The sequence below is a fragment of the Winogradskyella sp. PC D3.3 genome (genome assembly GCF_054366245.1).
In genome coordinates this window covers 3,135,382-3,147,628 of the sequence record NZ_CM135962.1, presented here as the reverse complement: position 1 = coordinate 3,147,628, position 12,247 = coordinate 3,135,382, and the positions used below count along the sequence as shown (strand labels likewise).

The following is a 12,247-nucleotide window of genomic DNA, read 5'->3' as shown; positions in this document are numbered from 1 at the left end:
TTTATATCAAATATACCAAAAATTGGTATGTTTGCAAAATTTTTATCAAATTTCGTAGAACGTGCTTGTATATGGTTTGTTGCGTGATTTAATCAACTAATTTAGTAAATAATTACCGACCAAGAAAATCCGCTAGGACTTTCGAAAGTAGGCGAGAAGCCAGCAATAAATTATATACGGTGTTCTCTGTAGTTATTTTCAATAGTTCAGCTTATAAATAGAAGTCGATTGTTTTTCAGTGATTTTTTTTGGCATTAGTTTCATAATGTTATTCCTGAAAAAGATTGCAATTCTGTTATCTAAGTGAGCTGTTTTTCCAACTGTCCAGCTTGTATTTATAACTTTTTCGACATTCTTTTTTCTTATTTTTTCGAGTTTTTGAAATGCTAAATTTATATTGTTTTCAGTTGATAGACATTCTGCAATTACAAAAGCAGTTTCAATCGCTTGACAAGCACCTTGTCCTAAATTCGGCGTTGTAGCGTGAGATGCATCTCCGATTAAACATACATTTTTATTATGCCAACTTGAAATTGGTTTTAAGTCCATCATTTCATTGAAAATGATATTTTTTTTCTCTGTTTTTGATATTATTTGTTTTACTAAAGGACTAAAATTTGAAAATAATTCTTCCAAATTTGCATTACGAAATTCTACTTTATAGTCCATTTTGTAATTTGCTAATGCATACCAATACACTTCATTTTTATTAATTTTCACAAAACCAAAACGTTTTCCTTTTCCCCATAATTCATTTAATTGGGTTTCATATTTATTAGAAATATCTGTTTTCACGATACCTCTCCAACAAACTTGTTTCGCAATTCGTAATTCAGTATTACCAATGATTGATTTTCTAACCACAGAGTGAATTCCATCTGCTCCAATTAATATGTTTGAGGTATATGTTGTTTCATCTTCAAAATCAAAAATGACTTCATTATCTGTTTGATTTAATGATTTTAACTTTTTATTTAAGTGAATTTTTACGCCATCTAATTTATTTACTAAAATGGTATGTAAAACTGCTCTGTGAATTGCAAAAGCTTTTGTCTTAAATTCCTGTTCTGTTTTTAATAGCTTTATTTTAGAAAGTATGTTGAATTTTTCATCTGTAATAAGTAAGGCATTGGTGTAACTGCCTAAAGATGCAATCTCATCATAAATACCTAATCTTTTATAGATTTGCATTGCGTTAATTGCCAAATTGATACCTGAACCTGCTTTCTTGAACGCTTTAGATTGTTCAAATATTTCTACCTCATAACCTTTTTGTTTCAATGCAATTGCTGTGGTTAAGCCTGCAATTCCGCCTCCTATTATGGAAATTTTCATTTTATACGTTTTGTAATTAACGAAATTGTAAATCCTAAAAAGGCTATACCTGTAAATAGAATTGGCACTATAAAAAATATTTAATAGATAATGCAAGGCAAATCAAACAAATTATAATATTAAAGATAACAATGTTTGTTGGAATTGATAAAGCTTGGTTATTTCTCAAAATCAATATATTTAATAATCCATAGCCAAAAAGTAATAACCCCATCATTAAACTGAAACCTTGATGGAAAGAAAAAATAGTAGCATTGCTTCCTAAAATTTCAATAGGAAATTCTTTCATTTTTATGATGAAGTCATTTTGAGATGATGTTTTTGGGCTTGTTAAATCTGTAATTGTATGTCCAATACCAACAAATATTAAGGACCAACTCGCTATTTTACTACTAATTTTTTCAATCTTCATTTTTAGTTAATTTTAATTTAGGTCAAATGTACTAATTTATTTTAGAATTAGGTCAATGTTACTAATTTGATTACTTTTGTAAAATGAAAAAGACTAAAGACATAATTTTAGAAAACTCTTTAGAGTTATTTAATTCACTTGGGTTGTCTAAAGTAACGCTTAGAACAATAGCAAATAAAATGGAAATAAGTCAAGGGAATTTAAATTATCATTTTAAAAAAAGGGAAGATATTATTGAAGCTTTGTATTTTAAATTAGTGCAAAGCATTGATAGTAGTATGTCAAGTATGCAAGAGTTTAAAAACCCTTTAAAAGCACTGTTCAGTATTTCTCAAACAATGATGAATAATTTTTACGAATATCGTTTTTTTCTTCTTGATTTTGTTCAAATTATGCGTGAGAACAAAAAAATTAAAATTCATTATTCAAAGTTAATTACTGAAAGAGAACAACAATTCTCAATGCTTTTTAACTTATTAATTGAGAACGATTTAATTCGAGAAGAAATTTTACCTAACGAATATAAAAACTTATATAAACGTCTTCAGCTTTTAAGTGATTTTTGGATATCCGATGCTGAAATTTTTCACTCTGAACTAACAAAGAAATCAATCTCAAAATATTCGGTAATTTTAATGCAATCTATTTTTCCTTATTTAACCTTAAAAGGTCAAAATGAATATAAATTGATTGTTTCGGATGAGTTATAATTACAGAGAACGTGTTTTATAATAACTTTTATCATCATATATATCCTATAAATCAAATAGGTTATGGCAGGTTTAATATGAGTTTAAAAGTCATCAGCCGCGAAGTTAAATTTATTATCTTAAAAATCTATACGTAATTTTACCTATAGGTTTCCTAATCAAATGCCAAGATAAAATCATCTTTTCAAAAAAACTTACGGGAATCCGTAAAAGTTAATTCTTGCATCTCAACCCCCTATAAAACGCAAAAACCACCAAGCTTTCGCAAGGTGGTTTTATACTCATTAATTTTTCTTTTTCTATTTACTTATCAATAGACCCTAAGACACGTTTCATAAAATTGTTAACGGCATCTTTTTTAGTAGCTCCTTCTTTGATCATTTTGTTGACTTCAATAGCACCATACATGTTAGAGATTAATTCTCCAATAACGTCGAGCTCTTCATCTTTAAGCGATGGTACTTCGGTTAAGGCTTCTAAGGTTTCAATGGTTTCAATGATATAATCTTCATCATTGTCTTCAATGAATTGCGTTAAGTGTTTAATTACAGGTAGTTTCATATGTATTTCCTGCGAAAGCAGGAATCTATTAAAAGGTTAAACAAATTAAGCGACTTCGTCAACCAGTTCTTTTAAAACATCGAACTTATTGGTTTGTACTTGGCTTTTAAATTCGCCATTCTTAAATGTTGCAAAGGTTGGTAAATTATCAACGTTTGCTAATTTTCTACTTTCAGGAAATTTTTCAGCATCAGCAATAACGAAAGTTGCTCCTTCGTGCTCTGTTGCTAATTTCTTGAATTTAGGTTTCATTATTCTACAATTACCACACCATGTCGCTGAATATTGTACGATCACTGTAGCGTTACTATTAATAATCTCTTGTAGATTATCTTGTTCTAATTCTTGTATCATAGTTTGTTGTTTAATAAACCTGACCGATTTTTGAAAACAGTCAGGTTTAATTGAGATTGCCACGCTTTGCTAGCAATGACAATAAGTTTTTAGTGAGACGCTAAATACTCAGCAGTCCCTTTAGCATTGGCTTGCATTGCATCTTTACCTTCTTCCCAGTTTGCAGGACAAACTTCACCTTTTTCTTGTACGTGTGTTAAGGCATCGATAATTCTTAAGTATTCGTTAACGTTTCTACCTAAAGGCATGTTGTTAATACTTTCGTGTTGAATGATTCCTTCTTCGTCAATGATGTATGTTGCTCTGTAGGTTACGTTATCACCTTCAACAGTTACTAGACCTGTTTCTTCATCGAATTGTTCATTGAAAATATCTAAGATCCCTAAAGCAGAGGCTAGGTTACGGTTAGAATCGGCTAAGATCGGGTACGTTACTCCTTCAATTCCACCATTATCTTTAGAGGTACTTAACCAAGCAAAGTGTACTTCGGCAGTATCACAAGACGCACCGATTACAAGGGTGTTTCTTTTTTCAAATTCGCCTAAAGCCGCTTGAAAAGCGTGTAACTCTGTAGGACATACAAAAGTAAAATCTTTTGGGTACCAGAATAATACAACTTTTTTGTTGTTGTTACGCGCTTCTTCTAGAACGTTCACTTTAAACGTGTCGCCCATAGCGTTCATTGCGTTTACATCTAAATTTGGAAATTCTCTTCCTACTAATGCCATGTTTTTTATAGTTTTAAATTGATTATTAATTTTCGACTACAAAGATACTTTTCATTAGGGAATTAATACGTTAAGCAAATTTTAATTTTTTATAAAGCAATAGGTTTTAGCTATACTAAATTTTATTTTTAATAAGTAAAAGCTATTTATCTTTTAGCATCTTAATTTTAAGATTTAAAGCAACAAAGACTAAGGTGGTAAAAGGACTTAACCAGTTAAAGATGGCATACATAAAGTATTCGCCCACCCCAACGCCTAAGACACCACTTTGGTAAGCTCCACAGGTGTTCCAAGGGATTAGTACAGAGGTTACGGTTCCAGAATCCTCTAGGGTACGACTTAAATTTTCTGGGGCTAAGCCTTTATCGATATAAGCTTGCTTAAACATTTTCCCAGGAATAACAATGGCCAAATATTGGTCTGAGGCAATAATATTTAAGCCTAAACAGCTTACCACAGTACTGGCAAATAATCCAAATATAGAGGTGGCTATAGAAAGCAATGCTTTTGTGATTCGGGATAGTGCTCCAATGGCGTCCATAATGCCCCCAAAAACCATGGCGCATATAATTAAATAGATGGTCCATAGCATGCCTTGCATCCCCTTAGCAGAGAAGAGGTCATTTAAATTTTCATTATCTGTAGCAATAGAGGTCTCTGTGAAAATAGAGTTAATTATGGCTGATAATTTAGATTCAGATAAGTTCTCTAACACTGGAGTTTGAAAAATGAATGCGAATATGATGGCTAAAACAATGCCGGATGCTAAAGCTAATAGTGGTTTTGTTTTGAGTAGTATTAAAGCCACTACAGTAATAGGTACTAAAAATAACCAAGGTGAAATATGGAAGGTGTTTTTAATTGAAGCTAGTAAATTGCTAACGTCTGCAGTTCCTGTAGGTTCAATATTAGCACTAATTATAGCGAATACAATTAAGGTTATAAGAATGGTTGGTATGGTGGTAATGGCCATGTATCGGATGTGAGTAAACAAATCGGTACCAGCCATTGCAGGAGCTAGGTTGGTGGTGTCACTTAATGGGGACATTTTATCTCCAAAATAAGCTCCAGAAATTACAGCACCAGCAATCATCCCTGGATTAATACCTAAGGCGGTACCAATACCCACTAAGGCAATACCTACGGTTGCAGAGGTAGTCCAAGAACTCCCTGTAGCAATAGAAATTACAGCGGCAATAACGACGGATGCTGGTAAGAATATTTCGGGACTTAAAACTTGTAAACCGTAATACACCATGGCAGGAATGACTCCACTGACTAACCAAGTGCCTGCTAAAGCACCGACTAAAAACAAAATCATAATTGGTACAAACACACTTCTTAGGTTTTCCCAAACCTCTTTGAGCATGATTTTGATATTTACTTTATTAAAAAAGCCGACAATGGCAGCGATACCTCCCCCTAATAATAAAATAATTTGATTGGTATAGCCGCCAAACCATTCTTGATCCTCAACAAAAAAGATGTTATAGGCTAGCATGGCCATGAGAATTACAACAGGTATAAGTGCTTCAAAAAAACTAAGTTCTTTATTGTCTATAATTACTTGATCTTCTGTTTTAATCTCACTTAGGTTGTCGTTTTCTTGCATTTTTAGTCCGTTTAGTTCTGTAATGTTACGATTTTGTTAAGCCATTTGCAAATGGAATGCAAATCCTAGAATTTGAAGCAAAAAAAGGGTTAGACCCTTAGTGTTACCTAAGAATCTAACCATTAATTATATAGCTGTGTTTTTAGCTTAAAGAATGTCTAATGCTTTCATGCAAGTTTTCATCATATCGTAGGTGCGTTCTATATCGGCATCAAGACCAATAGAAAAACGAATTAAGCCATCACTTAAACCCATTTCTTTTTGTTCATCTTCAGGTATTTCTGAAGAAGTTGAGCTTCCTGGTGCGCTAAATAAGGTTTTATAGAATCCTAAACTTACGGCTAAATAACCTAGGTTGCGCTCTTGCATTAATTCCATTAAGGCATTGGCTTTGTCTAAAGATCCTACATCAATAGTCATCATACCACCAAAACCGTATTTTTCGTTCATCATAGATTTGAATAGGGTATGTGATGGGTGAGAGGCTAGTCCAGGATATACGGTTTTTAAACCGTCATTTTCAAATCGTTCCGCTAAGTATGTTGCATTATAACTGTGTTGCATCATTCTAATATGCAAAGTTCTCAGATTTTTTAAAACAGAAGCCGAACGCATGCTGTCCATGGTAGCGCCGAGTAACATGGCCGCTCCGCTGTTTACGTTTCTTAGGTCGTCAATTAATTCTTGTGTACCACATACAACACCACCAACGGTATCTGAAGAGCCATTGATAAATTTGGTTAAACTGTGAATCACAACATCGGCTCCTAATTTTATAGGTGATATAGATAAGGGCGAAAAGGTATTATCTACTACCAATTTAAGATGGTGCTTTTTTGCTAATTTCGCTAAGCTTGCGATGTCTGCCACTTCTAATAAAGGATTGCTTACGGTTTCGCAAAACAAGACTTTAGTTTTAGGTGTGATGGCTGCTTCTACAGCCTCTAATTTAGTGATATCAACAAACGAGGTATTAAGACCTAAACGCGGGGCAAAGTTTTTTAAGAAGGCATAGGTCCCACCGTAAATGGTTCTGCTGCTTACAATATGTTCGCCAGCACCGCAAAGTTGTAATAAGACTGGTGTAATAGCACCCATACCAGAAGCTGTAACGGTAGCTGTTTCTGTACCCTCCATAGCGGCTAAAGCTTCTCCTAAGTATAAGTTTGAAGGAGATGAGTGACGTGAGTATAAATAACAGCCGTCAGCATTACCTTCAAAGGTATCGAACATGGTTTTAGCCGATAGGAATGTATAAGTTGATGAATCTGAAATGGATGGGTTAACACCACCAAATTCGCCGAAGTATTGTAAGTCTTGTATATTGTTTGCAGGTTTGAATGCCATAATAATGAGATATTTTAATTAGTTTATTCAAACTTCGCTATTTTTAGATGATTAGTCAATGGTTATGTTTATATATAGATTAATATTCTGTATTTGGTTGTTTTTGTAGTTTTATTATCATTAAATTTGAGTTTTGTATAATTATTTCCGAAAAAATAACATGTATGATTTTTGATGCCACTGACCGAAAACTGCTTCATTTACTACAAACCGATAGTAAGCAAACCACTAAAGCCTTATCTCACCAGTTAAACTTGTCGGTGACAGCAGTTTATGAGCGTATTAGAAAGCTTGAAAAAAGTGGTATTATAAAACAGTATGTTGCTTTAGTAGATAAGTCTAAGGTACAAAAGGATTTTGTGGCGTTTTGTCATGTTAAATTGGTACAGCATTCGCAAGATTATGTGGTGAAGTTTGAGCGTGAGGTTAACCAATTAAGTGAGGTTTTAGAATGCTATCATCTTAGTGGAGATTATGACTATTTGCTTAAAGTTTTAGTGAAGGATATGCAGGCTTTTCGGGAGTTTATGGTTGAAAAATTAACTAAAATTGATCATATTGGTAGTACCCACAGTATGTTTATGATTAGCGAAGTGAAGCATACCACGGCAATCATCTTGTAACACTTAGGGAGGTTAAGGATTCTTAATGTACTTCATCCTTGTTCTGTTTTAAACCCGTTTATGTGTTAAAAATGCGGTGTTTTGTGTGGGGTATTTTCATAACATCTTGTGATTTCTTGTGGTTATTAAGAGCTAGAGGCTTAATAATTAGATAAATTTTCTAATTTTACAGCATGAAATACAGTGAGATAAAGGATTTATACAAGTTTATTTTTAAATCTTATGATAAACCATTTCTAAAGGAGCACATCGCCAAAATTATTGAGCTCGATGACTATTTACCGTATAGTTCAACGTTTTTTTGTGTTACTAATACACAAGATTTAACCTTTGAATACATCAGTAAAAACTATACGGCGTGTTTAGGCCTGGATGCAACCGAATTAAAGGCTTTAGGGATGCGTTATTTTTGGAGCAGAATTCATCCGGATGATATTGACGCTTGGTTAAGTGCTTTAAATAGCTTGATGACGTTTACGCTAGAGACTATACCTGCGGATCGGCGAAAAGACGCCAATTATACTTGGAATTTTAGACTTAAAAATGCGGATGGTGTTTATGTGAACATTGTTCAGAATACCACTCCGTTGGTGTTTGATTCGGAAGGGAAGCCTATAATTGGGTTAGCCCATTACACGGTTTTGGATGCCAATATTAAAATGGAAATTACGGCATCGGCAAAATTGCTTAATTCAAATCATGAATACGAAACCCTATTTTTTAATAATTTTTCTCAAAAATTATTAAATGATGGTATCAGCAACCGGGAACGTGATGTTATTCGGTTACTTATTTTAAATCAGACGAGTAAAGAGATTTCAGGTAAATTAAATATCAGTTCACATACAGTAGATACCCATAGACGTAATATTTTGAAAAAGCTTAACATCTCATCTACAGGAGAGCTTATTGGGATGTTAAAGATGAATCAGTATTGGTTGTAAGTTAAAGAAATACTCAAATTGAGTATTGTTAGTGTTTGTATTAATTCAGAACTTTGACTTGCTATTATATCTTAGGGAGATATAAGTCCATTCTTTTAGATTACTCAACCTAATCTAGAAGTTTGGACTATTTTTTTGCGGTATAATGAACTCTCTTTTACAAGTCTTTTATGTTTCTTCTTTCGCATTGCGACTTCTTGTAATGCTTACATCTTGATTAGGTTTCGTTTTATCGAAAAAATAAGTTGAAATTTATAAAATACTCAAATTGAGTATTGCTAGTGGTTGTCTTAATTTGCAATTTTAAGGTACTATTTTATCTGGGGAGATACTAGGTCCATTCTTTTAGGTTATTACACATAATCTAGAAGTTTGGATTTTTTTTGTTTTTAAGTAGGGTTACAATTATCTTGAAAAAATTATTGAGGCAACCATCCTTAATCGATTTACGTCTATACTTATTATGGGCTATAATTCAATTACCTAACAAAACTTAAAATTACGCTCATATGAATCATAAATTGCTGTTTCCCTTATTAGTAATTTTATTATTAACTTCTTGCGCTAGTGTAGAAAAGTACAATAAGCAAATTTCACAACGACATGACGTTGCAGATTTACGAAAAGATATCGATAAGGTTTATGAGCAATTACAGCGTAATCACCCTCATTTATATCAGTTTACCACTAAGGAGGTTTTAGATTTTAAATTCGATAGTTTAAAGCAGGCCATTCAAGCACCTATGGACAGTCGAACGTTTTACAAACAATTATCCGCTGTGACTAAATATGTTGGTCAAGGTCATATGTCATTGTCTCCACCAAGTAAACGGTTCAATCGAAAAGAAAGAAAAGCGTTACGAGGATCTAAATTCGATATCACGAATTTAGATTTTGAATATTTAGAAGGCAAACTTGTTGTGGTGCATGCAAGAGGAGAAGATTCGCTTTTAGTGAATTCGGAAGTCCTTGAGGTGGATGGTAACAAGGTACAAGATTTATTAAAACGTTATACTAAAATTATAGCATCAGATGGTTATAATACGACCTTTCAAAATCGCGTGGCTGGTTTTCGTTTTATGAATTATTACGCCAATGATAAAGGCCGTTTTGACAGTATACGTTTAAAATTAAGACATTCGGATTCAATATTTGTAAAACTGTATAAACGTGTCTTAAAAAAGGATTTAGATTCTATAGCAAAAGACAGCTTAAATACAGATTCTATTAAAACACGTAACAAGGCTCTTCCAAAACTTAGCAAAGCTGAACGTAAGGCTAAAACGCGTCGATTAAAAGCAGAGCGTAAGCATAAAAGGAACTATGGCTATAATGCGAGTAGAGATGAATACACTAGAAACCTTGATTTTATAGGGAAAGATAGTACTGTGGCGTTATTAAAAATAAGAGGCTTTTCTAATGGGAGTTATGAAGAATTTTATGATGAAAGTTTTAAAACAATTGATTCGTTAAAAGCAGACGCATTAGTTATTGATTTGCGAAATAATTTTGGTGGTCGCTTAAAGGAAATCACCTATTTGTATTCGTATCTTACGGATGAAAATTTCACGATGATTAATCCAAGTGAAGTTAATACACGCTTTCCGCTTTTAAAGAGCCTTATGGCTAATTCAAGTCCCACTTTAGTTAAAGCCATTGCAGGTATAGCGTCACCAGTACTGGTTACCATTGATCTTTTTAAGACCGAAAAAAAGAATAACAAATTATATTATAAATTTAAATCCTCTAAAGAACACGAGCCAAAACCTTTAAATTTTAAAGGTAAGGTTTACGTGCTGATTAATGGTAATTCATTTTCAGCATCATCTATATTATCTACAAAATTAAAGGGGAGTCATCGCGCTATTTTTGTTGGTGAAGAAACAGGAGGAGCTTATAACGGCACCGTAGCTGGATACTATAAGGTATACGAGATGCCGCATACAAAAGTACGTGCTAGAATAGGACTTGCGCATATTGGTGCACCAAATAAAACGACACCAGATGGCTATGGTATAAAACCAGATGTAGAAATACTGCCAAGTTATAAGGATCGCTTGCAATCGATTGATCCAGAATTAGAATGGATTTTAGAAGATTTAGAGCAAAATGACTAAATAATTTTCTTCATTTAATATAAGGTTTTAAAATTCGTAAATCATTAATCAAAATTGTACTTTTGTAATCGTTTTTTTAATCAGACAAAAAAGTATTCTTATGAAATCATACGATGTAGCAATAATAGGTTCAGGACCTGGTGGATATGTGGCAGCAATACGTTGCGCACAATTAGGGATGAAAACAGCTATTATTGAAAAGTATTCTACACTAGGAGGAACCTGTTTAAATGTTGGTTGTATTCCAAGTAAAGCCTTATTAAGTTCTTCGCATCACTACGAAGAAGCAACAAAACATTTTGAAGATCATGGTATTGAAATCCCTGGTGAGATCAAAGTGAATTTAGAAAAAATGATTGGTCGTAAACAAGCTGTTGTCGATCAAACTACAGGAGGTGTTGATTTCTTAATGAAGAAAAACAATATTGATGTTTTTGAAGGTTTAGGATCTTTTGTAGATGCGACTCATATTAAAATTGAAGGTAAAGACGCCGGCGAGATTGAAGCTAAAGAAATCATTATTGCCACAGGAAGTAAGCCAAGTAGCTTACCGTTTATCACGTTAGATAAAGAACGTGTGATTACCTCTACAGAAGCTTTAAAATTAAAAGAAATTCCAAAACACTTAATCATTATTGGTGGAGGAGTTATTGGTTTAGAGCTTGGCCAAGTGTACCGTCGTTTAGGTGCAGAAGTTACTGTTATAGAATTTATGGACAGAATCTTACCAACTATGGATGCGGGCTTATCTAAAGAATTGAATAAAGTCTTTAAGAAAGCAAAATTCAAAATGATGTTGTCTCATAAAGTACAATCCGTTGAGCGTAATGGTGATGAGGTGATTGTAAAAGCTGAAAACAAAAAAGGTGAAGTTGTTGAATTTAAAGGAGACTATTGTTTAGTTTCAGTTGGACGTAAACCATATACGGCAGGCTTAAATGCAGAAGCTGCAGGAGTTAAATTAAATGATAGAGGGCAGGTTGAGGTAAATGAACATTTACAAACTAATGTGTCTAATATTTATGCTATTGGTGATGTTATAAAAGGAGCGATGTTAGCCCACAAAGCAGAAGAAGAAGGTACCTTTGTTGCTGAAACTATAGCAGGACAAAAACCACATATCGATTATAACTTAATTCCTGGTGTAGTTTACACATGGCCAGAAGTAGCTGCCGTTGGTAAAACAGAAGAAGAATTAAAAGCAGATAATGTAGAATACAAGGTAGGTCAGTTTCCATTTAGAGCTTTAGGTCGTGCTAGAGCAAGTGGAGATTTAGATGGTTTTGTAAAAATCTTAGCCGATAAAACCACTGATGAGGTTTTAGGAGTGCATATGATTGGAGCACGTTGTGCCGATTTAATTGCAGAAGCTGTAACCGCTATGGAATTTAGAGCATCAGCCGAAGATATTTCACGTATGTCACATGCCCACCCAACATTTGCAGAAGCCGTAAAAGAAGCCGCTTTAGCAGCCACAGACAATAGAGCTTTACACGTATAGAAC

General features: G+C 33.4%; 12 protein-coding genes. 5 read left to right on the top strand and 7 right to left on the bottom strand.

What is annotated here, in order from left to right; genetic code table 11:
• Positions 1–198 precede the first annotated feature (198 nt).
• Both ACXGSQ_RS13830 and ACXGSQ_RS13825 read right to left on the bottom strand, forming a co-directional pair.
• A complete protein-coding gene (locus ACXGSQ_RS13830) occupies positions 199–1,335 on the bottom strand; it encodes an FAD-dependent oxidoreductase (RefSeq protein ID WP_458626743.1) in 1,137 nt (378 codons plus the stop codon).
• Positions 1,336–1,402: 67 nt separating this feature from the next.
• The gene (locus ACXGSQ_RS13825; RefSeq protein ID WP_458626742.1) at positions 1,403–1,747 is read right to left on the bottom strand and encodes an LIC_13387 family protein; all 345 of its coding nucleotides are present in this window, start codon (positions 1,745–1,747) and stop codon (positions 1,403–1,405) included.
• Positions 1,748–1,830: 83 nt separating this feature from the next.
• On the opposite strand from ACXGSQ_RS13825, the gene ACXGSQ_RS13820 reads away from it, so the two are divergent.
• A complete protein-coding gene (locus ACXGSQ_RS13820; RefSeq protein ID WP_458626741.1) occupies positions 1,831–2,457 on the top strand; it encodes a TetR/AcrR family transcriptional regulator in 627 nt (208 codons plus the stop codon).
• Between the two features lie 303 nt (positions 2,458–2,760).
• Here the strand turns inward: ACXGSQ_RS13820 and ACXGSQ_RS13815 are convergent, their stop codons facing one another.
• The 5 genes from ACXGSQ_RS13815 to ACXGSQ_RS13795 all read right to left on the bottom strand — a co-directional run bounded on the left by ACXGSQ_RS13815 (position 2,761) and on the right by ACXGSQ_RS13795 (position 7,059).
• Positions 2,761–3,018, bottom strand: coding sequence for a DUF6952 family protein (locus tag ACXGSQ_RS13815; protein ID WP_215924862.1), 258 nt, complete (start codon positions 3,016–3,018; stop codon positions 2,761–2,763).
• A 45-nt stretch (positions 3,019–3,063) separates the two neighbouring features.
• Positions 3,064–3,372: a thioredoxin family protein gene (locus ACXGSQ_RS13810; protein WP_458626740.1), complete on the bottom strand. Its 309-nt coding sequence runs from the start codon at positions 3,370–3,372 to the stop codon at positions 3,064–3,066.
• Between the two features lie 89 nt (positions 3,373–3,461).
• The gene (locus ACXGSQ_RS13805; RefSeq protein WP_458626739.1) at positions 3,462–4,100 is read right to left on the bottom strand and encodes a redoxin domain-containing protein; all 639 of its coding nucleotides are present in this window, start codon (positions 4,098–4,100) and stop codon (positions 3,462–3,464) included.
• Positions 4,101–4,242: 142 nt separating this feature from the next.
• Entirely contained in the window at positions 4,243–5,712 is a 1,470-nt protein-coding gene (gene nhaC / locus ACXGSQ_RS13800) for a Na+/H+ antiporter NhaC (RefSeq protein WP_458626738.1), read from the bottom strand.
• Between the two features lie 147 nt (positions 5,713–5,859).
• Positions 5,860–7,059, bottom strand: a complete 1,200-nt coding sequence (locus tag ACXGSQ_RS13795; protein ID WP_458626737.1) for an aminotransferase class I/II-fold pyridoxal phosphate-dependent enzyme — start codon at positions 7,057–7,059, stop codon at positions 5,860–5,862.
• 164 nt (positions 7,060–7,223) lie between these two features.
• On the opposite strand from ACXGSQ_RS13795, the gene ACXGSQ_RS13790 reads away from it, so the two are divergent.
• The 4 genes from ACXGSQ_RS13790 to lpdA all read left to right on the top strand — a co-directional run bounded on the left by ACXGSQ_RS13790 (position 7,224) and on the right by lpdA (position 12,244).
• A complete protein-coding gene (locus ACXGSQ_RS13790) occupies positions 7,224–7,682 on the top strand; it encodes an Lrp/AsnC family transcriptional regulator (protein WP_458626736.1) in 459 nt (152 codons plus the stop codon).
• Between the two features lie 173 nt (positions 7,683–7,855).
• The gene (locus ACXGSQ_RS13785) at positions 7,856–8,626 is read left to right on the top strand and encodes a LuxR C-terminal-related transcriptional regulator (protein ID WP_458626735.1); all 771 of its coding nucleotides are present in this window, start codon (positions 7,856–7,858) and stop codon (positions 8,624–8,626) included.
• A gap of 509 nt (positions 8,627–9,135) precedes the next feature.
• Positions 9,136–10,743 carry a S41 family peptidase gene (locus ACXGSQ_RS13780; protein ID WP_458626734.1) on the top strand — a complete coding sequence of 536 codons (1,608 nt, stop codon included), beginning with the start codon at positions 9,136–9,138 and terminating at the stop codon, positions 10,741–10,743.
• Positions 10,744–10,843: 100 nt separating this feature from the next.
• Positions 10,844–12,244, top strand: a complete 1,401-nt coding sequence (gene lpdA / locus ACXGSQ_RS13775; protein ID WP_458626733.1) for a dihydrolipoyl dehydrogenase — start codon at positions 10,844–10,846, stop codon at positions 12,242–12,244.
• Positions 12,245–12,247 lie beyond the last annotated feature (3 nt).

Coding starts and splice junctions, on each gene's coding strand:
- lpdA (WP_458626733.1), top strand. CDS start 10,844: ATGAAATCATACGATGTAGCAATAATAGGTTCAGGACCTGGTGGATAT.
- ACXGSQ_RS13815 (WP_215924862.1), bottom strand. CDS start 3,018: ATGAAACTACCTGTAATTAAACACTTAACGCAATTCATTGAAGACAAT.
- ACXGSQ_RS13785 (WP_458626735.1), top strand. CDS start 7,856: ATGAAATACAGTGAGATAAAGGATTTATACAAGTTTATTTTTAAATCT.
- ACXGSQ_RS13805 (WP_458626739.1), bottom strand. CDS start 4,100: ATGGCATTAGTAGGAAGAGAATTTCCAAATTTAGATGTAAACGCAATG.
- ACXGSQ_RS13825 (WP_458626742.1), bottom strand. CDS start 1,747: ATGAAGATTGAAAAAATTAGTAGTAAAATAGCGAGTTGGTCCTTAATA.
- ACXGSQ_RS13820 (WP_458626741.1), top strand. CDS start 1,831: ATGAAAAAGACTAAAGACATAATTTTAGAAAACTCTTTAGAGTTATTT.
- ACXGSQ_RS13790 (WP_458626736.1), top strand. CDS start 7,224: ATGATTTTTGATGCCACTGACCGAAAACTGCTTCATTTACTACAAACC.
- ACXGSQ_RS13795 (WP_458626737.1), bottom strand. CDS start 7,059: ATGGCATTCAAACCTGCAAACAATATACAAGACTTACAATACTTCGGC.
- ACXGSQ_RS13830 (WP_458626743.1), bottom strand. CDS start 1,335: ATGAAAATTTCCATAATAGGAGGCGGAATTGCAGGCTTAACCACAGCA.
- nhaC (WP_458626738.1), bottom strand. CDS start 5,712: ATGCAAGAAAACGACAACCTAAGTGAGATTAAAACAGAAGATCAAGTA.
- ACXGSQ_RS13810 (WP_458626740.1), bottom strand. CDS start 3,372: ATGATACAAGAATTAGAACAAGATAATCTACAAGAGATTATTAATAGT.
- ACXGSQ_RS13780 (WP_458626734.1), top strand. CDS start 9,136: ATGAATCATAAATTGCTGTTTCCCTTATTAGTAATTTTATTATTAACT.